Genomic DNA, 21,926 nt, shown 5'->3' on the forward strand with positions numbered 1-21,926 from the left:
TTTTTGGACGGTAAAAATACTGCCCATGTTTTCGTCATTTCAACGCAAGGCAATTGAAAAAGCAATTCACATTGTTGTAGCAATTAATGTGAATTTTTCTCACACAAGGACAATGCTCAATGTCCAGTCGTCTGCCCCCTCTCAACCCTCTCAGGGCTTTCGAAGCAACTGCCAGACGTGGCTCCGTATCAGCCGCCGCGCGGGAGTTGAACGTGACACATGGCGCCATCAGCCACCAGATCAAGGCGCTCGAGGAGTCGCTTAACACAGTGCTGTTTGAACGGGGCGGCAGACGGTTGAAACTGACTTCACAAGGTGCACTGCTGTTACCTGTCGTCACACAGGCATTCGGCAGTATTGCCGCAGCCACGGCGCTGATGGCACGCCCTGCAACCGGCGGAAAACTGACGATCGGCAGCGTGGCTGGCCTTCTGTCCCTTTGGCTGATCCCCCGGCTAAACAGGTTCTCGGAACAGTTTCCGGATATCAGCCTGACGCTGATGACCGGCAATGATCCGGCCATGCTCAACTCGTCCGATATTGATCTGTGCATTCTCTATGGAAACGGCCGGTGGCCCGGCATATGGAGCAACCTGTGGAGCGAAATCCGGCTGTTTCCAGTGGCAAGTCCGACCCTGCTCAACAACAGACCGTTACGCTCGATACGCGATCTGTCGGATCACGTGTTGCTGCATGGCGATACCGGCCGGGAATGGAACACCTGGCTGACGGCGGCAGACGCAACTGCCGTACCCCGCCCGCGCCAGCACTTCATGAGTGACGCCCATCTTTCTACACAGGCTGCGCTTTATGGACAGGGCATTGCCTTGGGCGACACCATCACCGCTGCAAACCTGATTGCCGAGGGTGAGCTTGTCCTGCCATTCGATTTGACTGTGCCGGCTGATGACGCGTTTCACGTCGCCTGTCGTCACGAAATGCGCAACGCACCCATCGTCAGCGTGTTTATCGACTGGCTTTACGCCTCACTGGATGAAGACAAGCTGCCGGAGCCAAAACGGTCAGCGCATACATTGCTCCGCTCCCGCTCGGCACGACAGGACACGGACGACAAACACTGATGGTGTTTCGAAACAGCCAACAAAAAAGGCACCAGTGACTGGCGCCTTTTTTAGGATTGATCAGGCTGCTCTTTTAATTGCATCGCCAATAATCGACACAAGCGTATCGATCTGTTCTTTCTCGATAATCAGCGGCGGCGATAGCGCAATCACATCACCTGTCACGCGGATCAGCAGACCCTTGTTGAAGCAATCAACAAAGACGTCATAGGCTCTGGCTCCCGGCGCACCGTCGCGTGGTGCAAGTTCGATCGCGCCAACCAGACCGAGGTTGCGAACGTCGAGGACATTTGCATGCCCATTGAAGGAGTGCAGCGCCTCCTGCCAGTACTCGGCAAGGTCTGCTGCGCGGGTCAACAGACCATCTTCAGCATAGACTTCAAGCGTTGCAATGCCAGCCGCGCAGGCAACCGGATGCCCGGAATAGGTATAACCGTGGAACAGTTCGATCTGGTTTTCCGGTCCCTGCATCAGTGCATCGTAAACCGCACGCTTTGCAAACACCGCGCCCATCGGGATCGTGCCGTTGGTAATGCCCTTGGCCGTGGTAACGAGGTCAGGAACAACGCCAAAATAATCCGTGGCGAAAGGTGTTCCAAGGCGACCGAAGCCGGTGATCACCTCATCGAAAATCAACAGGATGCCGTATTTGTCAGCCGTGGCACGCAGCTTCTCAAGGTAACCCTTTGCTGGCAGCACCACGCCAGCAGAACCGGACATCGGCTCAACGATCACAGCAGCAATGGTTTCGGCGCCATGCAGGCCTACAAGCCGCTCCAGATCATCTGCAAGTTCGACGCCATGCTGCGGCAGGCCCTTGCTGAATGCATTGCGCTCCACATCCAGCGTATGGCGCATGTGGTCCGCCGGGATCTGCGGGAAAACACGACGGTTGTTGACGAGGCCACCAACCGAGATACCGCCAAAACCAACGCCGTGATAACCCTTTTCACGACCGATGATGCGGGTGCGCGTTCCCTGCCCAATGGCACGCTGATAGGCAATAGCAATCTTCAGCGCGGTATCGACAGACTCAGAACCGGAACCGGTAAAGAACACGCGGTCCAGCTGGGCAGCTTCACCGCCGGGTGCAATGGCGGCCAGCTTTTCGGCAAAATCAAAGGCAATCGGATGGCCCATCTGGAAGGTTGGTGCGAAATCCATGGTGCGAAGCTGACGCTCGACGGCTTCGGCAATCCGCTCACGGCCGTGACCGGCATTCACGCACCACAAACCGGCAGTGCCATCCAGAACCTTGTTGCCGTCAACGTCGGTGTAATACATGCCCGAGGCACTGGCCAACAGACGAGGCGCTGCCTTGAACTGCCGGTTGGCAGTAAATGGCATCCAGAAGTTTTCAAGCACGGGTGTATTGGGTTTGTTATGCGCGTTCATGATGCTCTCCATGTTTGCCAATTTGTGAAATATTTCCCCTTCTTCAACAAGCCTTTTTCTTCAAGAAGCCAACCTATTGAAAAAACTGATGCCGAAGAGCTAATGTTTCGATATTTCGAACAACGACAACAGGGTTAAGGCATGTCAGTCGATATTGGCAACAGGTTGCGACATTTAAGAACGCTTCACAACCTCTCGCAGAGAGAATTGGCGAGACGTGCAGGCGTCACGAATTCCACCATTTCTTTGATTGAATCGAACGCCTCCAACCCGTCAGTTGGCGCATTAAAGCGCATTCTGGACGGAATCCCCATCGGCCTTGCCGAGTTCTTCGCGTTTCAGCCGGAAAAACCAAGGCAGTTCTTTTACGCAGCGGAAGAATTGACTGAAATCGGCAAGGGCTCGATTTCTTTTCGCCAGGTGGGCAACAACCTGTTTGGCCGCAGCCTGCAAATTCTGAAAGAATGTTATCAGCCCGGTGCTGACACCGGCAAAGTGCCACTTGTCCATGAAGGCGAAGAAGGCGGCATTGTTTTAACCGGTCGGCTGGAAGTTATCGTGGAAGATGAACGCCGTATTCTCGGGCCGGGTGATGCCTATTATTTTGAAAGCCGTCGCCCGCACCGCTTTCGCTGCGTGGGCGTAGTTCCCTGCGAAGTGATCAGCGCCTGCACGCCGCCAACCTTTTGAACAGGTTGAGTATTATCCACCGAGTTTGACAGGATTGTCGAATGCCGCCTTCAGATCGTCAGTCATCGGCGTGTTGAGGTTGACGCCATCAGGTCCGATATCCGTCATGAACCATTTGTTGTAGATGTCGTTGATCTCGCCGCTTTTATAGATCTTCAACAAAGCGTCATTGACCGCATCACGAAAGCCAACGTCGTCCTTGCGCAACATTAGCCCATAGGGTTGCGGTTCTGACAACGTGTCCGCAGACAACGCATAGTTCTCGGGATTTTGCGAGTTCGCCACCAGAGACGCCAGTAGAATTCCATCCATCACGAAGGCAGATGCCTTGCCCTGTGTGACCATATCAAATGCATCATTGATGCTGACACCCTGCACCAGCGCCAAATAGAGACTCTTTTCACGGTTGATGGTGTTCAGTTGGGCAATATTGGTCGAACCCTTGGTAACGACGACAGTACGTCCGGCCAGATCGTTGATAGAGTTGATCCCGCTGGATTTAAGCGTCACGAAGCGCGTCGATGTAATGAAGTGGCTATAGGAGAACCACACGCTTCTGCGACGTTCTTCGGTATTGGTGCTCGAAACACATTCCAGATCGATCGAACCGTCATTCAACAGCACCACGCGGTTACTGGCAGTGCGTTCAACAAACTCAATTTTGATGTCAGGCCGGGAAAGTTTTTGCTTCACCAGATCGACAACCCGCCTGCATAAATCAATCGTATAACCGACCGGTTCACCCTTGTCATCGAGATAGGAGAACGGAATGTTTTTCGTCGCATATCCCAGTTTGATAGTGCCTGACTGTGTCATTCTCTCCAGTGTCGGCACCGGTTCATTCGCAAGAACCTGACAGGACGACGCCATCATCAAGCCGGTAAAAAGCAGAGCTTTAAGTCGCAACATGGTGATCCTCTGAAAGCATGAGCTTCATTTCATCATCAAACAACAGCATGTGGATTAATCGTTAAACTCCACTGGCGCTGCGTAGGCTTTTCTTAAAGCTGCAGACATCGGCAGGTTCATATTCATGTTGCTCGGCGGTATCGGCGAAGTGAACCATTTGCTGTAAAGTGCCTTGATTTCATCTCCCGCGAAAATCTCCCTCAGGCTGTCATTAACCAGCGTCTTGAAGGCTGTGTCTCCATGGCGAAGCATCAGACCATAAGGCTCCGGTTCACTCAGTGTTTCCTCAGACAGCCTGTATTTCGACGGGTCTGGTGACTGGGCGATCATTGCCGCCAGCAAAATACCATCCATCACAAAAGCTGATGCTCGTCCCGAGGCCACCAGTTCGAAGGACTCTTCGTTATTCTTGGTTGGAATGACCGCGATGTTGAGCTTTTGCTCGCGGTTGATCTGGTTCAGCTGATCAATATTGACCGTGCCGGATGCCGAGGTCACCGAACGCCCTGTCAAATCCTTCATGCTGGAAATGCCATCTTCGGTCCGTGACACGAACTGCGTTGCGGTCATGAAATTCGAATAGGAAAAGTCCACCGTTTTGCGGCGCTCTGCCGTGTTGGTGGTTGCCGCACACTCAATGTCGATATTGCCGGTTTTGACGAGAATGAACCGTGTGGCCGGCGTCGCCATGACATATTCGACATCCAGCTTGTCCAGCTTCAGGTATTGGCGAATGTGGTCTGTCAAACTTTTGCAGAGATCGATGGAAAAACCGACTACCTCACCGGACGGCAAGCGGTAGGAAAACGGAGGTTCTGCCTCACGGTAACCAATGCGGATTTTTCCCGATTTGGATATGGCCTGTAATGTCACACTTGCCGTTTCCGCGCTGGCCGTCGACCAGGACACAAGGCTGCCAAGCATAATAAGAGACAACGCAAATTTACGCATTCCAAGTCTCCTGCTGATTTACCTAAACATCTGAAAAGGTATTGTTTCGCTCAACCGTGAGCCGTTGCTTTCCTCAAAAAATCTTCATTCTCTGTAGACAGGTCATGGCACAGTTGCGACGCAGGCATCGGCCGCGCGAAGTAATAACCCTGCGCTTCCGTGCAACCTGCAACCTTCAGCACTGCAACCTGCCCCGGCCCTTCAACACCTTCAGCCGTTATTTCCATATCCACCTGCCGCGCCAGTGTGGTGATGGCGCTGATAATGGCGTTACTGGTCGCATCGTCCGGCAAGCCAGCCACGAATTCGCGGTCGATCTTCAATTTGGTGAAGGGCACGTTTCTCAGCGCCCCAAACGAGGCGTAACCCGTTCCAAAGTCATCGAGAACGATACGAACGCCACTTTCCTTGAGTTTGGCCAGGGCCGCAATGCTGGTCGCACCGGTCAGCATTACGGTTTCCGTTACCTCAAGCTCAAGGCGCTCAGGTGACAATCCGGTTTCCTTCAAGGTCTGCTCAACCGTTCCGACGATATCGCTCTGTCGCAACTGGACGGCAGAAAGGTTGACAGCCAGCCTGATGTTATCAGGCCAGCTCATCGCATCGGTGCAGGCTTGCTGCAGAATCCATTCGCCGAGCTGAATGATAAAGCCGGTTTCTTCTGCCAGTGGAATGAACTTGTCGGGCGGGATCATCCCCTGTTTGCGGTGACGCCAGCGCACAAGCGCTTCATAAGCGGCAATCCTGCCATCATGCAGATTGATGATCGGCTGGTAATGCAGCTCGAATTCATTATTCTGCAAGGCAAATTTCATGTCCATTTCCAGCGCGTGCTGGTCTTGAACGGCCATGTCCATGCCTTCTTCATAGAACACGGAAATGCCGCGCCCCATTGCCTTTGCACGGTACAAACCAAGATCGGCATTTTGCAGCAACTGGCCCGCAGACACGCCATGCGCAGGCGCACAGGCAATGCCGATACTGGTGCCAACCATCACTTCATGGTCATCCAGCATGAAACTGGTGGAGATGGATTCCAGAATGCGCGAAGCCAGCTTCTGGCCCTCGCGCAATGGATTGCGATTCACCCTCTGCACAATCGCAAACTCGTCACCACCGAGACGTGCCGCGATGTCATCAGGACCAAGTACGGAACGAACACGCGATGCGGTGGACACTAGAAGCGCATCGCCTGACGCATGGCCAAGCGTGTCATTGACCGTCTTGAAGCGGTCGAGATCAAGCAACATGACATTGAACATCTTGCCGGTCTGGGCGGTCTCTTCCAGGCAGGCATTCATGGTTTTCATTAGCAAGGCACGGTTGGGCAAACCAGTCAGCCCGTCATGGTGAGCCATATGCTCCATTTGCAGCGCCATATCGCGCACCTGTCGCAACCGGCCTCTTTCGACCACCGCCTCACGCAGGCTTTCAATGGCTGTGGCCATCGCACCGATTTCGTCCTTGCGGTTGCGAAACGGTGTTTCCACATCGGTTTCTTCGTTGGCGATACGCAACGTCGCCTGAATAAGCGCCGGAACGGGTTTGAGAAACCGCTTGGCAACAAAGCTGACGATGATGCCTGTGACGCTAAAAACCCCTAGCAGAACCAACAGGGAGTTCCGGAGCAACCGTTGCTGGACATTATAAAGCTCCGAAGCCGTGCCGATACTGGTCGCCACCGCACCGATAACCTCGCCACCCTGGTTTTTCAGGATCGGCAGCAGCCCAATATAATGTTTGACGCCGTCGATTTGCGCAAAGCCGGTCGCAAACTCACCTTTGCCACCATAATCCCGAAAAATCGGATCATGGATCGGTGCCAATACGTCTGAACCGGAACCACCATCATAGGCAACAGCAACGCTAACAAATGCAGCCTGCTCGGCATCATAACGGTAAAGCCACGTGGTCTTTTTGGTTTGCGCACTGACCAGCGTCAGCACATCAATGGGACTGAAACCGGTCACCAGGACGGATTCGTCATCGCCGATCGGCTGATCGGTAACAATGCGATCGACCTGCCCGCCATCATCCACACTGACAGCAATGTAGGTGTAGATGCTGCGCAAGGTAGCACTGGCGATTTGGGTATTGATCCGCGCCTGGTTACGCCATTGTTCACTGGCGGCAGTCACAAACATCGACCAGCCGACAAAAGCTCCGGCGCCATAGGCAAAAATTACTCCGCCCAGAAAAACAAGGGTGATCTTACCGACAAGCGAACGCCTCCACGCGTTCACACGCATGAAAAGTGTCGGCTGGCGGATATGAGCGCCTGCCTGTTGTGGCACCCCCGTTTCAATCGAACGGATAATTTTCTGAACCATGTGACAAAGTAATTCCCAGTCATACGAAGGCACTGTGTCCGGTTTGTATTTTTCTCACAGGCCTCACCCCATGGAAAACCATCATCAACGGGGGGTATTGAGAACCAATTAATGAAATAGAATGATTACGACGCATAAGTAAGAATCTTATCAAAAATGCATAAAAGCCGCCCCTTAAGGACGGCTTTCACGATGATGCAGCAAATATACTGTCGCTCACATATTCAGAGCGGGAGTGTTCTCCACAAAAATTTGCGGAGAACAGCTTGTATTTTAGTGGTTGTCACGCGGCAGACCCTTGGTCTGGGCAATGCGCTGATATTTCACCGCAGGCTCGAGTACGGCACCGCTTTCCATCTGACCAACAATGGCACGCTGGATTTCCTGCCATGGGGTCTGGTGAGCCGGGTATTCGTAACCGCCATCCTTCTCCAGAGCTTCGTAACGTGCAGCCAATTCTTCACCGGAGATGAGAATGTCAGCCTTGCCGCGACCCACGTCAACGCGAACGCGGTCACCGGTTCTCAGGATCGCAAGACCACCGCCAGCAGCGGCTTCCGGCGAAGCATTGAGGATCGATGGGCTGCCAGATGTACCAGACTGACGGCCGTCACCAATGCAAGGCAGCGAGTTGACGCCCTGCTTCAGCAGGTAGTCAGGTGCACGCATGTTCACAACTTCAGCTGCGCCCGGATAACCGATCGGGCCTGCCCCACGCATGAACAGGATGGTGTTGGCATCGATAGCCAGCGACGGATCGTCGATCCGGTGGTGGTAATCTTCCGGACCATCGAACACGACCGCACGGCCTTCGAAGGCTTCCGGATCGTTCGGGTTGGACAGGTAACGGTTGCGGAACTCTTCCGAGATAACGCTGGTCTTCATGATGGCAGACGAGAACAGGTTGCCACGCAGTACGCGGAAACCGGCACGTTCTTTCAAAGGCTGTTCGTAAGGACGGATAACCTTTTCGTCTTCAATGATCGCACCGCGACAGTTGTCGCCAATGGTCTTGCCATTGACCGTCATGGCGTCTTCCTTGATCAGACCCTGCGTCATGAGCTGGTTGACCACGGCTGGGACGCCACCGGCATGGTAATAATCTTCGCCGAGATATTCACCGGCTGGCTGCAGGTTCACCAGCAGCGGAACGTCTTCACCGTAGGTCTGCCAGTCATCAACCGTCAGTTCAACACCGACGTGACGTGCAAGACCGTTGAGGTGGATCGGTGCGTTGGTAGAACCACCGATTGCCGAATTGACGCGGATTGCGTTGATGAAAGCATCCTTGGTCATGATATCGGAAGGCTTCAGGTCTTCCTTGACCATTTCAACAATACGCAGACCGGTGAGATAGGAAACTTCCTGACGGTCACGGTAAGGAGCCGGAATAGCGGCAGAACCTGGCAGCTGCATGCCGAGTGCTTCAGCCAGCGAGTTCATGGTCGTGGCCGTACCCATGGTGTTGCAGTAACCGGTTGAAGGTGCAGAGGAAGCAACCAGCTTCACGAAGCCCTGATAGTCGATTTCGCCCTTGGCGAGAAGTTCGCGTGCCTTCCAGACGATGGTACCAGAACCGGTACGCTCACCGCGGAACCAGCCGTTCAGCATCGGGCCGACGGACAGTGCAATTGCCGGAATGTTGACGGTGGCCGCCGCCATAAGACAGGCAGGCGTGGTCTTGTCACAACCGATGGTCAGAACAACGCCGTCAAGCGGGTAACCATACAGCACTTCAACGAGGCCGAGGTAAGCAAGGTTACGGTCGAGACCAGCGGTCGGGCGCTTGCCGGTTTCCTGGATCGGGTGAACCGGAAATTCGATGGCGATACCGCCAGCTTCACGGATACCTTCGCGCAGGCGATTGGCCAGCTCAAGGTGGTGACGGTTGCAAGGCGAAAGATCAGAACCGGTCTGGGCAATACCAATAATCGGACGGTCTGACTGCAATTCCGCCTGGCTCAAGCCGAAATTCATGTAACGCTCGAGATAAAGCGCCGTCATATCCGCGTTGGCCGGGTTATCGAACCAGGCGCGAGAACGCAGTTTTCCGGAAGTGGACGGAAGATTATCGGAATTTCCCATGGTGATTGCCTCAAAACAAAAATAAGACGACAGCCGCGTCAATGCTCTGTCTGGGAAGGTATCCGCACGCAGCTATGCCACTACGGTCCACGCTTCCGTTATTTGTATTACTATTTATCGAGGGGAACGCTTGTCAAGAGTCGTTGGCACCAAACACGGCACTCTCGTATAAAAGAGCTAAACATCATTATTTTTAATACGCTAATTTACCACAAAGACACATATGTTTTCCATTGCAAAGCAAACATGAGTACAATAATCATACTATATGCTGAATCTTCATCGCCCTGTTGTGTCAGGAGACGACCAAGCTATTTCTCGCAAATGGCTGAATTTTGACGTACAGTTTTAACGAAATGCAGAAATGGGCCAACGCCAAGGAGATTTCGTGGGGCTGCTTGAAACGACGATCACAGGACGTAAAAGACGCAGTAGCCACGCACATGTTGTTGCGGAACTAGGCAGCGGAATAGTCTCGGGCAGCATTGCCGAGGGATCGATCCTGCCGGGAGATGCCGATCTGTCGCTGAGGTTTGGTGTTTCGCGCACAGTTCTCCGGGAAGCAATGAAGACATTGGCCGCAAAACGGCTGGTCGAACCCAAGGCGAAAGTTGGCACCCGCGTTCTGGGCAGTGAAAGCTGGAACTTTTTTGACGCTGATGTTCTTGGCTGGCGCTGCGACGCTGGGCTAGACCAGGAATTTGTAGAACATCTGGCAACAATCCGCATGACGCTGGAACCGGCAGCCGCAGCGGCTGCCGCCACTCAGGCATCAAGCGACGATATTGCAGCGCTTTATGCAATTGCTGCCCGGTTTGATGACCTTAGCCACACACCGGAAACCATCGCCAAGGTGGACCTTGATTTCCATCTCGCAATTGCCCGCATGTCCGGCAATCCATTCATGCGTTCGGCAAGCGGTCTGATCGAAGCAGCGCTGGCAATCTCCTTCAAGCTGTCGTCACCAGCCGCTTCGCCAGAAACCATCGAGGAAATCGCAACCAACCATTTGCGTATTGCCCACGCCATTGCCCTGCGTGATCCAGAAAAGGCAACGGTTGCGATGCGCCATGTCATTGAAGCCGGGAAAGACCGTATTGCCGTTCACCTGACAAAATAGACAGCAATTTTGAAAACTGGCTTCAGGACAGAATGAAGCCTTTACCATCCTCAAGTTTGAGAACAGTCAAACGGTTGCTGTTAACAGCACCGGTATCAATTCCGATGCGGTTTGGGCCTGTTTCCGGCCGCTCATAAACCGTATGACCGTGCACCACCAGAAACGGCAGTTCCGGCCCGCGTGACAGAAACGGTTCGCGGATCCACAACAGATCGCGGTCATCCTGCTCCTCCAGTGCCACGCCCGGCCGCAAGCCGGCATGGACAAACACGTAAGACCCAATTCGGACATAACCGACCATATTTTTCAGCAGCTCCACGTGCTGTGAAGGAATGGTGTCAGCCAGCGCCCGCTTCAGATCATCAATGCCCTTTTTGCCACGCGTCAGCATGTAATCGGCATCGATGCCGTAGGACAGCAATGTCTGGCGGCCGCCAAAGTCCAGCCAGTTCATATGGCGTGCCGGGTCATCCAGAAATTGCAGAAACGCATCATCATGATTGCCACAGACGATATAGCGCTGCAGGCCGTAAGAAGACGGTGCACAGAGATAGTTCATCACATCCGCGGAGTTTTTGCCACGATCGATGTAGTCACCCAAAAGAATGACGAGACCTGCCTGTCCGTTTGCAATCAGATCGCCTGCCACAAGGCTTTCGGCATGCTGCAGCAGATCTATACGACCGTGAACATCCCCGATGGCGTAGATAGGATAATGCGGGATTTGCGGACCAAGATCGATTCTCTGCCTTCTGTGCTCGGTCGCTGCCTGTGGTGCAGCCTTGTTCCCGAACAGTCTTTGCAATGACGGTATCATTCTATCGAAAAACTTTCCTGCACAGCATTCCAATTCATTTTGGGCTACCAGCCGCGGCCCGCTCCAAAGGCGTTACAGCATTCTTTTCCAACAACATATCAGAAACGCTGCGTCCATTTATACGGCAATCGACGAGCCATGTCCTGAGTGCGATGGAAGTTCTACGACATTCCACAAACTTTCTGGCCAGAATATTCCGCAAAACAACCGATGCCTTTGCGCCACATGCATTTCTTTGGCCGCTCTTATCAATGCAAATCTTGCGTGAGGGTATTCCGACGACATTTTCCAGAAGGAAAATACCTTCGTCCGTCGAGAAGGACGCACTGTCGTGGATTTTCATGTTGAATTGTGCACGGAACTTGTAGGGAAATTCATCGATCAGGGGAATATCCGGCTCGCGGCGCTGTACTTTTATAGGTTCCGTCGTCCAAACGGCCCGCTGATCCGGTGAATACAGCCCCTTTTCAAGCAAATGTGATGATGCATCACTTTCTGGTGGCGCGATAATTTGTGCAACCACCATCATAGCCAGCATGAAAAAACCAACAGCGCAAAACAGACGGAAAACAAGTCTTGTGACTTCTTGCATTAATCATACCGAAAATTATTGTTTCATAGAACTGTTCAATAGTTTATGGGCGTCAATTCTATAACACCCACGTTATGACCTTAAAAAATTTCAGAAAATGCATTTGCCGTGCATGAGGTGCTGTCTTGAGTACGCTTTCCCTGCCAGTGAGCCTCGTCATAAGTAAAGCACGGAGCATTTGTTCAGTAATTTACTGGTTGATTATCTTGCTGTCGGTCGTTGATTACGGTGGCTCGGGTACAAAAACTGTTCCAATCCTCTGTCTTGGCATTTTTGCACTGCTGCCGATGATGCTGGCAACAACAGGTCTGCCGAAATATTCCCGTTCAGTTATAATCGGAACGGCCATTGTTTTGATAGCTATTTTGGGTTTTATCACGTTCCAGACCAGCCCGCTGCCCGGCCATATGCTGTCGCACCCCGCCTGGCAGGAAGTGGTCAAACTCAACCCTGATACCGTGCCAGTGATATCCTTGACCCCGGCGGACGACATGGGCGGTTTTCTGAAAATCGCGCTGTGTGCAGGCATCTTCATGCTTGGCCTGATGCTGTATGATACGGATGAGCGCGCACTGTCCGCACTCAAGATCATCGGCATCGGTGGCGGGATCATTTCCATATGGTCCATCCTGCAGTTTCTGCTTCTGCCCGGCACTCTCGGCTTTGGGCAGAAGAAATTTTATCTCGACAGCCTCACCAGCTTCTTCATTAACAGAAACACCGCAGGAACGTTCCTCGGCCTGTTGCTGCTAGCATTGTTTACGCTGGCATGGCGCACACTTGAGCCCTTGGAAATTCGCCATATCTGGGGACGCATCACCTATGGCACAGGCCTGACCGACAACCAGAAAAAACAACTTCTGCATACCGGCTTTTATACTCTGTTGCTGTTTGCAACCTTCGTTGCATTGATGCTGACCCGCTCGCGTGGCGCAACCGCTGCAACATTCATTTCCCTGATGATGCTTGCCGTTATGCTGGTGTTTGGTTCGAAAAAATCATCCGCCACGAGTTTCGCCCGACCAACGCTGTGGACACGCATTCGCCCCTTTGCCCTCACGGGCGCTGCAATGTTCATGGTGATGATCATGTTCTCGGCCTTTGCCGGACGTGCATCTCTGCGCATCGAAGCCGCTGGCGGTGAAGACGGCCGTTTCTGCGTCATGCCGTTTATCAAATCCGCGGTTGCAGATCATTTGCCTTGGGGCAGCGGCCTGTCTAGCTTCCAATCCGTCTATGCCGGATATCATGAAGCCGCCTGCGGCATATCCCGTGTATGGACCCGTGCCCATAATGTTTACATGGAAGGCCTGCTGACGTTCGGCATCGTGTTTGCCATTCTGGTTGCGATTTTTGTCGTCACCTTCGCAACCATTTTCATACGAGGCATTTTCAAGAGAAAGAACTACGGTTTCGCACCCAAGCTCGGCCTTGCGGCTATCGTTCTGGTCGCCATTCACTCGGCAATCGATTTTTCCGTGCAGATACCGGGCATGGCAATAAGTTTCGCAGCGCTGCTCGCGCCGCTCGTCACCATAAGCCTGCGCCCCTCCGCCGGGAGACGGAAAAGACAGAGCCGTTCCTCATAACAATTTGCGGAGCGGGCTGATGTGGCGGGTGTAATACCAGCCGGGAGATTGTGCCGTAATAAGGTTCTCATACATGGCACGAGGAACAGCGATTGTCCTTTGGCGACCATCGTGAAATGTCACGGACAGCATGCGTTTATCCTCGTCATATGACGCAGATGCAATAAGTTTCGATTTCAAAGTCGAACTGTCCGTTATGTGCTCAGCCATTGCCTGTTTCCATTCGCGACGGTGTAACTTTTCGTTAATCTTGTGCGGCGCACAACAGAATGTCAACTCACCAAATCTCTTCGGTCAATTGTGCGGTATACAGCCAGAATGGCCTTGCTCGAATTGTTACGTGATAAGTTTAAGCCATCAGTTTGACGGACGTTTAAAATAAGCCTGAACCTTATTTACAAAATAAAAATATCCATACGTGTTGTCTGTGTTGGTATAACTATCAATGCGGCCAAAGTACGAAGGGTAGTAATCATTTCGCGCCCGAAAAGTTCCGCACATCCATTCGCAGAACAAGCCAAAAACTAAAAAATCTTTTTATTACAAATAGATAAGTCGGAAAATATTGCTCCCGCAATAGCCCGCGGCGACGTAACCCGAATTGGTATCTATCAAAACATTCCCTTATCGGACACAGTTTGACCGTTGCCACAGGGCAGCACGGAAGCGTCGCAGAAATGCATTTGTGTTTGGCACGTAAGCAGCACTTCCTTCTTAAACGACAATCATATGAACGCATGACTTGCAGCCGGCAACAGCTGCCAGAACGGATTTGTACGCCTTTGTATTTTGTAACGTGCAATCCCAAAAACCCGGCGCAACCGGACAATAAGGCCTGATCAACAGGTCGGGATGAACCGCAGATGAATTGTATTGATCACATCTGCCCAACTGTAACCGCTACGGAGCATGCACAGACGAAAAATCCCGGTTAGATGAAAGGGATGTCGAAAGCTGCTCCAATTTCTTTTGGAGGAAATGAAATGGGTGCTTACGATCACAAATCGCCAAGCGGCAGCGACGACGACATCACGAAAATCGGCGCGCTTTCAGACGGCTTTGCCAACACAGCGACCAATGACACCAGCGTAGAAGACAGCAATGTCGGCGCAGCCAATGGTAACAACCGCAACAACGACAATAGCGACAACAGCACCAACACGGACATTGATGCGAAAGTCGACGTTGCCGTTGGCAATGGCGACAACCGCGACAATGAATACGACTGGAGCTATGACAGCAAAACTGTAAGCCTGTCGGACAATGACACCAACACCAAGACGACGACCATCACCGACACAGACACCAAAGTTGACTATGACTGGAGCTATGACAGCAAAACAGTCAGCATGTCGGACAACGACACCAACATCAAGACAACCACCGTTACCGATACCGACACGGACATCAAGAACATATCAGATGACGACACAACCAACACCTCAGGAAGCTTCAATTCTTCCGAAAGCTTCTACAAGTCGGACACCGACTTTGCCGTTCTTGATGATGTGAAGGACTTTGGCAATCTGGGTATTGCCGGTGGCGACCTCACATTCAACCTCGGTGACGACTTCTCGTTCACACTGGATGTCGACAATGTACTGAACAGCTCCCTCAACGGTGGCAGCCATAACACAGGCTTCAGCCTTGTGCAGGCCAACCACCTTGCTGATCAAGACGTCGCTTATGACGTCAAGATGAACAACGGCGGCGCTGAAAACCACCTCAAGGCCGATGCAGGCACAGCCTACGGTGCTGAAGGTGTGGATATGGACGGCAAGGGTTGGGACCTCAAGGCAGGCGACGACGTCGCAGGCACGAGCACAGCCGATGCATCTGCGATCCTGGCAAATTCCGGCTTCCACATGGAACTGGTACAGGGTGCCAACATGCTCAGCAATGCCGTTGATGTCAGCATCATCGGTGGCAACTCTCACATCACCGATGTGGGCGAAGATACCTCAAGTCACTGATGCTCCCTCGACAATGAAAAGGCTGCACCGGCACCCGCCGGTGCAGTTTGGCGGTTGTGAAAACCGGCAAAGGGCATCCGGTGGCAGCAGAAATCGCACGCTCCCAGTCTCCCCTGAAGTGACCAGCCTGCGATTTCTGTTCGTGATGCCGCTCTAAAAGGAGGGGTTCACCATGTATGTGTATGACGACAAAATTTCGGAAATGATCGCGCACTTCATCGGGCTGTTCGAGACCGAAACAGAAGAAGCACGCATGCGCCAGAAATTTCTCGACGGCAGAAGCACCCCGGACAAAGATCCTGCCCTGCAGACAGAGGAAACACAGGATCGGGATTTCGATTCCCGGCTTGCCTTGCAGGACTATGCACCCGGCGTCAATTACCACGCTCCCTATTATGACTGGAATTACCTCGGCTACAGACCAGCCGGAGATTTCAACGACGCTCTCGACCGACTGCACGCCGGTCATGCTCTCGGGTTGAGCGCACCGCGCATCCACCATCCGGGGGTCGGGCCGTTTTCGCAAGAACAGGAACTCGTAATCCACGGCGGCCCTGGCTCCACCATCGCGCACACCGCGCAGGTCAATCTGCTTCAGGACGATGACTATCTGAACATGACTGACGGTGTGAACATTCCACGCGACACGACCTTTGTCACGGCACGCATGATGGAGTTTTACGACAAGGCCGAGGGTTATATTCCGTTCTCGGGCTTCACCCGCACGGATGAATACGCAAAACTCCAAGACATTGCCAAGGATGTCCATGACTACGTCGACAATGCCCGCGAAAATGACATTACCTCCCTAAATACCGGTGCAGAAGTCGATTTCGTTTTGGCTGCCCATCAAATTAATGGTGTCTACATCAATGGCGCGCTGTCCGCAGAGGCACCCGATGTCAATGATTTCATGCCGGAGCGCGGAATCGCCAAACCTGCTGAAGAACCAGAAAAAAGTGAAGTTTCACTGGAAAGCGACGCAGCACATCCCAATAGTGTGGATGTTGCAGCGGGCGCCAATATCGTCGCCAATATTACAACTCTAACCAATACCGGCGTCATGGCTCCAGTCATGGCTGTGATGGGCGATTACCATCAGATCGATGCGATAACCCAAGCCTTTGTTTATAGCGACCGCGACGAAATAGACAGCGCACTCACAACTTCAGAAAACCATTCTGCAACTGCGGCATACAATATCGCGACATTCGAAAGAGGCGCGTACGAATACTCGACGAACCCTTCTGCCGTTGATGAGCATGGAGACTTGGTATTCCCAACCGCCTGGCGCGTCAGCGTTGTTGATGGCGATGTCTGCTTTGTGAACTGGCTGGAACAATATCAGTTCATTTCCGACAACGACACGATGACCATCACGACCACCGGCTCCGAGGTCAGTGTGCTGACAGGCGGTAATGCCGCCATCAACCTGTTTTCGTTCCTAGGCATGAGTACGCAGTTCGATCTCATCATCGTTGGCGGCAATGTGCTTGACATGAGCATCATCAGTCAGATCGCCGTACTCTACGATAATGACTGGGTGCGCGCCACGGCCGATTTGGGCGGCACCAATGGTGCCGTTGCCCAATCCGGCAACAACCTCATCTGGAACCAGGCATCTATCCACAATATTGGCAGCAACGATCGTTTCGAGGCAATGCCGGACCACATTGGCAAAGCGGTTGATGCCATCAATGAGCGCGATCGAAACCTTCCTGATGGCTTTGCGACCGACCCGACCTTTGCGGGCTACGCGGGACTGAATGTCCTTTACATCACGGGCAACCTCTTCGACGTCAACATCATCAAACAGGTTAGCATTCTAGGAGATTCCGACGATGTGACCCAGGCCATATCCAAGGTTCTTGAGAGCAATCACGATGCGACCGTGACTGTCGACACCGGAAGCAATGCCATCGTCAACATCGCCCAGATTGTTGACTACGACAGTTTCGGTTCCACAACCTACCTGGCAGGTAACCTCTATTCAGATGCGATCCTCATTCAAGGCGGCATCATCGAACATGATACCTCTCAGCCAACGCCCGTTGGAAGCGGCCTCGCAAACGAGGTCATAGCATTTCTCCATGATGACAACCCTGCGGTGGACGATACCGACGGCGTTATTAACGCCGGTCACGACCTGTCCTGGTCGTCGGCACATCCAGTCGACGTCATGCAATCCGTCGTCGCGTAAATAGCATTCCGAAGGAGAAGCAGATGAACCAGTTTTCGCGTAATCTAACTGCCGACGGAAAGGCAAAAACCGAAGACGAGGTAACCGAGGCATGCATTTCGGCCATCAATGATGCCGTTGAAAAATTTCGCACACTGTCCCAACCCGTTGAAGAGGTAAGAAGCAATGAAAAGGTGGAACTTACCGCTCCACCACCGGTCGAACCGACCCGGCCAACAACAACAATTTCCGCTCCAGAAGTGCCAGTCGCACCAACGCCTCAACCCATACCGCAGGAAACTGCACGTATAGCCCCTGAAGAACAGGTTCCTCCGCAACGGCCCATCGACCGTGAAACAAGCGAGCCAGAACCACAGTTGAAATCAGCACCAGAGGTTCCAGCCTTCACCAAAACAATCGATAGCAATGTCGGCCCTGTACGTGACAATGAACGCCGCGTGGCGACCGGCGGTGGCGGCAATGGCAAGGACCCGGAATTTCGTGGCGGTGGCGGCGGTGGTGGCGGCGGCGACAATACCGGCTTCCACAAACGCAGCGAACCGGTGAATTTTGCGGTCAGCCTGGCGAAGGGAATTGCGGCAATCCGGCGCAACATGATCATCGTGATGTTGTTCACAATCGCCATAAATGTACTGCTGCTTGCCATTCCTCTTTATCTTTTTCAAATTTCCGACCGCGTTTTGACCAGCCGCTCAATGGATACGCTGATCATGCTGTCCGTCGCAGTCCTTGGCGCGGTTCTGTTGCAGGCGTTCCTCGATTCCATTCGCCGCTTCATCCTGATGCGCACGGCGGTTGAACTTGAGGTACGTCTGGGCGCCCCAATTCTTAGCGCCGCCGCGCGCGCATCGATGCATGGTAATGGCAAGGACTACCAGATTTTGCAGGACCTGCAGCAACTGCGGTCCTTTATCACCTCGGGCACGCTGATTGCGTTTCTCGACGCGCCATTGATGCCGTTTTTTGTTGTGGTCGTATATCTGGTGCATCCGCATCTGGGCATCATCATCATGGTCTGTTGTGCGGTCCTGTTTCTGATCGCATGGCTGAACCAAAAGTTCACAGCCCGTCAGTTTGCCGAAGCAAATGTCTATCTCAGCCGCGCCAACTTCCATCTCGACTCTATGTCGCGCAATTCGCAGATCATCAACGCCTTGGCGATGATCCCGGAAGCTGTGAAAATGTGGGGGCGTGAGACAGCCGGTTCGCTGCAGTCACATGTTGCAGCACAGGATCGCAACATTATCTTTTCCGGCATATCCAAAGCCTGCCGAATGATCACCCAGATCACCTTGCTCGGCTGGGGGGCCCATCTGTCCCTGACCGATCAGTTGACAGGCGGCATGGTCATTGCTGCGTCGATCATTTCCGGCCGCGCGCTGGCACCAATTGAAGGTGCTATCGAAGGTTGGCACCAGTTCAACAAGTCGGCCACGGCCTACGGACGCATCAAGGCGCTGCTGTTGAATTCACCGCTTAATTTCCCACGCCTGCGCTTGCCCAATCCTGAAGGGCGACTGGATGTAGAACGCCTGCTGTTTGTGCCACCACCACAGAAGAAGGTTATTCTCAACGGCATTTCCTTTTCTCTGCAAAAGGGTGAATCGCTTGCCATCATCGGCAATTCCGGTTCCGGCAAAACAACCCTTGGCAAGATGCTGGTCGGCTCGATCATGCCAACCTCAGGCAATGTGCGCCTCGACCTCATGGATCTGCGCAATTGGGACCAGCGGCAGTTCGGAGAAAGCATTGGCTATCTGCCACAGGACGTGCAGCTCTTCCCCGGCACCATAAAGGCTAACATCTGCCGCATGCGTGACGATGTCGAGGATCGCCAGATTTTTGAGGCTGCGGTGCTGGCGGATGTGCACGAATTGATCGCCGGTTTCCCGCAAGGATATGAAACCGTCGTGGCGGCCGATGGCGCACCACTCTCCGGCGGCCAGAAACAACGTATTGCCCTTGCCCGCGCTTTCTTCGGAGATCCGAAATTCGTGGTGCTGGATGAGCCGAATTCAAACCTTGATACGCAAGGCGAGGCTGCCCTGGCAAAAGCCATTATACACGCAAAGAAGCAGGGCATCACAACGGTCACGATTACCCAGCGCCCTGCTCTTCTGCAATGCGTCGACAAGATCATGGTCCTGAAAGACGGCACCGTGGCGATGTTCGGCGAGCGGATGGACGTCCTTAAAGCGCTGTCGCGCGGCAACAAAAGCGAACAAAATGGCCCTGCTCCACGCATTGTGGGAGAACGCAAATGACTTTCCGGAAAAAAGGCAAAAAGCAGGATATAAAAGAACAAGGCCAGCTTGAATGGTATAGCGAGGTGCCACGCTCGATACGTTTACACAGCGTTGTTGGTCTGGCCGTGCTTTTCACCGCATTTGGCGGGTTTGGCTACTGGGCGGGAACCGCACCGCTGGCATCTGCCATCATCGCGCAAGGCAGTTTCGTTGCCACCGGCAACAATAAGATCATCCAACACTTGGAAGGCGGCATTATCAAGGATGTCGGCGTCAGTGAAGGTGATGTGGTGCATGAGGGAGATGTACTCCTCACCCTCGACAAGACCGCAGCTCTTTCTAACGAACGGATGCTGAAACTGCGCCAACTGCGACTGGAAACGATCGTCACCAGACTGCGGGCAGAAGCGCAAGGTGAGAAAACTTTCAAAGTGCCGGATATCGTTTTGAAAGAAGCCGCCGACCCGGATATCAACGCGATCATTCAAAGCCAGAATGTTGTGTTTCACAGCAAACAGATCAAGCTTGAAGAACAACTGAACCTTATAGAGAAGAATATCAAATCCCTTGAATTCCGCTACGAGGGCTACAAGGGTCAAAAAGACTCTTTTGATCGTCAGCTATCTTTGCTGACGCAGGAACGGGATTCAAAGGTGCGCCTCGCCAAGGAGGGCGTCATCCGCAAAACCGATATGCTTGCGCTGGAACGGGCCATAGCGGACGCTATGGGCGATATTGCCCGGCTGAGTGGCGAGATGAACCAGAGCGAGGCAGAGATTGCCAAGTTCCGGCAAGAAGCAATCATCGCGATCAACTCCAACAAACAGGCAGCACTGGACGCATTGGAAACGGCCGAATCCGACCTCGACAGTATTCGCCAACAGCTGCACGAAGCGGCCGAAGTGCTTGATCGTACCATTATCCGCTCACCGGTGACCGGCACAGTCATACGTTCCTATTACCACACCGCAGGTGGCGTTATTACCACCGGCAAACCGATCATGGAAATCCTGCCAGCGGGTGTTCCGCTGATCCTTGAGGCACAGGTGCTACGCACCTCCATTGACCAGTTGCATGAAGGTCAGACAGCGGCGATCCGCTTGTCTTCCCTCAATCGCAGAACCACACCCGTGCTGCATGGCAAAGTGTTCTACGTATCTGCCGACAGTATCGAAGAAAGCAGCGGTCTTTCGACCAAGGATGTCTACATTGTGCGTGTCCGCATTCCCGATGAGGAAATTGCCCGCGTCAATGGCTTTCATCCTGTTCCCGGCATGCCGGCGGATGTGTTGATCCAGACATCTGAGCGTACCTTCTTCGAGTATCTGACGAAACCGATTTCGGACAGCATGTCACGCGCCTTCAAGGAACGTTGATGATCGTCAGACGGAAGCATATGATCGTGCTGTCATGCCAGATGGGAGGACCACAATGGCAGCCATGTCAGATGTTCTGTTACGTGTCGGACGTTTAAATTACGTCTGGACCAATACGGAAAGCCTGCTGATCTACATCATCGCTCATCTGCTTCGCGTTGAAAAAGAAGCAGCCATTGTGGTGTTTCTGACACTTAATACAACGCGCGCCCGCATCGATCTCATCGAGCGACTTGCCAAGCTTTCCGCAACGCCTGCGGCCGAGCGGAAGGCCATTCTCGGTATGATGGCACGGTTGAAGTCAGAATCCAAAATGCGCAACAAATACAATCACTGCATTTATTCGTTTGACGAAAACGGCGAGATTTCCAGCACTCAACTGATGCGTCTGTTTGACGATGACAAGGAAGTCCGCTACGGCAAGGTTGAGCAGATGGACCAGAAGGAGTTGGACTCCCTTGAAAAATCAATCGGCGCGATAGTCGAACTCAGCAAGACCATCTGGAACTTCATTCACGCCAGCCCTCATGTGTCAGGCGAGTTGTAAGGCCATCTCAAGCCTCCCACTCAT

General features: G+C 53.1%; 17 protein-coding genes. 9 read left to right on the plus strand and 8 right to left on the minus strand.

The genetic code is table 11. The features are described from left to right. Positions 1 to 119 precede the first annotated feature (119 nt). Complete coding sequence (locus HGO37_RS04785) at positions 120 to 1,082, plus strand: LysR substrate-binding domain-containing protein (RefSeq protein ID WP_250982328.1); 963 nt, start codon at positions 120 to 122, stop codon at positions 1,080 to 1,082. Between the two features lie 60 nt (positions 1,083 to 1,142). On the opposite strand, the gene aptA is transcribed toward HGO37_RS04785, so the two are convergent. Continuing rightward, positions 1,143 to 2,477, minus strand: coding sequence for an omega-aminotransferase AptA (aptA, locus tag HGO37_RS04790; RefSeq protein ID WP_250982329.1), 1,335 nt, complete (start codon positions 2,475 to 2,477; stop codon positions 1,143 to 1,145). A 141-nt stretch (positions 2,478 to 2,618) separates the two neighbouring features. Here aptA and HGO37_RS04795 point away from each other — a divergent pair, with 141 nt between their 5' ends. Next, complete coding sequence (locus HGO37_RS04795; protein WP_250982330.1) at positions 2,619 to 3,167, plus strand: cupin domain-containing protein; 549 nt, start codon at positions 2,619 to 2,621, stop codon at positions 3,165 to 3,167. Between the two features lie 12 nt (positions 3,168 to 3,179). On the opposite strand, the gene HGO37_RS04800 is transcribed toward HGO37_RS04795, so the two are convergent. The 4 genes from HGO37_RS04800 to HGO37_RS04815 form a co-directional block, all read right to left on the minus strand. Next, the gene (locus HGO37_RS04800; protein WP_250982331.1) at positions 3,180 to 4,076 is read right to left on the minus strand and encodes an amino acid ABC transporter substrate-binding protein; all 897 of its coding nucleotides are present in this window, start codon (positions 4,074 to 4,076) and stop codon (positions 3,180 to 3,182) included. Positions 4,077 to 4,130: 54 nt separating this feature from the next. After that, positions 4,131 to 5,000, minus strand: a complete 870-nt coding sequence (locus tag HGO37_RS04805; protein WP_250982419.1) for an amino acid ABC transporter substrate-binding protein — start codon at positions 4,998 to 5,000, stop codon at positions 4,131 to 4,133. A 77-nt stretch (positions 5,001 to 5,077) separates the two neighbouring features. Further along, positions 5,078 to 7,276 carry a putative bifunctional diguanylate cyclase/phosphodiesterase gene (locus HGO37_RS04810; RefSeq protein WP_352230547.1) on the minus strand — a complete coding sequence of 733 codons (2,199 nt, stop codon included), beginning with the start codon at positions 7,274 to 7,276 and terminating at the stop codon, positions 5,078 to 5,080. A gap of 354 nt (positions 7,277 to 7,630) precedes the next feature. Continuing rightward, positions 7,631 to 9,442: an IlvD/Edd family dehydratase gene (locus HGO37_RS04815; protein ID WP_192487952.1), complete on the minus strand. Its 1,812-nt coding sequence runs from the start codon at positions 9,440 to 9,442 to the stop codon at positions 7,631 to 7,633. A 388-nt stretch (positions 9,443 to 9,830) separates the two neighbouring features. Here HGO37_RS04815 and HGO37_RS04820 point away from each other — a divergent pair, with 388 nt between their 5' ends. Next, positions 9,831 to 10,562, plus strand: coding sequence for a FadR/GntR family transcriptional regulator (locus tag HGO37_RS04820; protein ID WP_250982333.1), 732 nt, complete (start codon positions 9,831 to 9,833; stop codon positions 10,560 to 10,562). Between the two features lie 22 nt (positions 10,563 to 10,584). Here the strand turns inward: HGO37_RS04820 and HGO37_RS04825 are convergent, their stop codons facing one another. Continuing rightward, positions 10,585 to 11,367, minus strand: coding sequence for a metallophosphoesterase (locus HGO37_RS04825; protein ID WP_250982334.1), 783 nt, complete (start codon positions 11,365 to 11,367; stop codon positions 10,585 to 10,587). 46 nt (positions 11,368 to 11,413) lie between these two features. Then, positions 11,414 to 11,971: a hypothetical protein gene (locus tag HGO37_RS04830; RefSeq protein WP_250982335.1), complete on the minus strand. Its 558-nt coding sequence runs from the start codon at positions 11,969 to 11,971 to the stop codon at positions 11,414 to 11,416. A gap of 206 nt (positions 11,972 to 12,177) precedes the next feature. Here HGO37_RS04830 and HGO37_RS04835 point away from each other — a divergent pair, with 206 nt between their 5' ends. Next, positions 12,178 to 13,560 (plus strand): O-antigen ligase family protein, encoded by a 1,383-nt coding sequence (locus tag HGO37_RS04835; protein ID WP_250982336.1) that lies wholly within the window; start codon positions 12,178 to 12,180, stop codon positions 13,558 to 13,560. Here HGO37_RS04835 and HGO37_RS26460 read toward each other — a convergent pair. Continuing rightward, complete coding sequence (locus tag HGO37_RS26460; protein WP_352230542.1) at positions 13,555 to 13,770, minus strand: KTSC domain-containing protein; 216 nt, start codon at positions 13,768 to 13,770, stop codon at positions 13,555 to 13,557. The two genes, HGO37_RS04835 and HGO37_RS26460, sit on opposite strands and share 6 nt — an antisense overlap. Before the next feature lie 773 nt (positions 13,771 to 14,543). On the opposite strand from HGO37_RS26460, the gene HGO37_RS04840 reads away from it, so the two are divergent. The 5 genes from HGO37_RS04840 to HGO37_RS04860 all read left to right on the plus strand — a co-directional run bounded on the left by HGO37_RS04840 (position 14,544) and on the right by HGO37_RS04860 (position 21,902). Then, positions 14,544 to 15,533, plus strand: coding sequence for a fibrinogen-binding protein (locus HGO37_RS04840; protein ID WP_192487946.1), 990 nt, complete (start codon positions 14,544 to 14,546; stop codon positions 15,531 to 15,533). Between the two features lie 178 nt (positions 15,534 to 15,711). Continuing rightward, positions 15,712 to 17,733 (plus strand): hypothetical protein, encoded by a 2,022-nt coding sequence (locus HGO37_RS04845; protein WP_250982420.1) that lies wholly within the window; start codon positions 15,712 to 15,714, stop codon positions 17,731 to 17,733. Positions 17,734 to 17,756: 23 nt separating this feature from the next. Continuing rightward, positions 17,757 to 19,997: a type I secretion system permease/ATPase gene (locus tag HGO37_RS04850; RefSeq protein ID WP_250982337.1), complete on the plus strand. Its 2,241-nt coding sequence runs from the start codon at positions 17,757 to 17,759 to the stop codon at positions 19,995 to 19,997. After that, positions 19,994 to 21,355: an HlyD family type I secretion periplasmic adaptor subunit gene (locus HGO37_RS04855; protein ID WP_192487944.1), complete on the plus strand. Its 1,362-nt coding sequence runs from the start codon at positions 19,994 to 19,996 to the stop codon at positions 21,353 to 21,355. The genes HGO37_RS04850 and HGO37_RS04855 overlap by 4 nt, the downstream gene beginning before the upstream one ends. A gap of 55 nt (positions 21,356 to 21,410) precedes the next feature. Beyond that, positions 21,411 to 21,902, plus strand: coding sequence for a hypothetical protein (locus HGO37_RS04860; RefSeq protein WP_250982338.1), 492 nt, complete (start codon positions 21,411 to 21,413; stop codon positions 21,900 to 21,902). Positions 21,903 to 21,926 lie beyond the last annotated feature (24 nt).

Source organism: Rhizobium sp. CG4, from assembly GCF_023701965.1.
Classification (GTDB): Bacteria; Pseudomonadota; Alphaproteobacteria; order Rhizobiales; family Rhizobiaceae; genus Agrobacterium.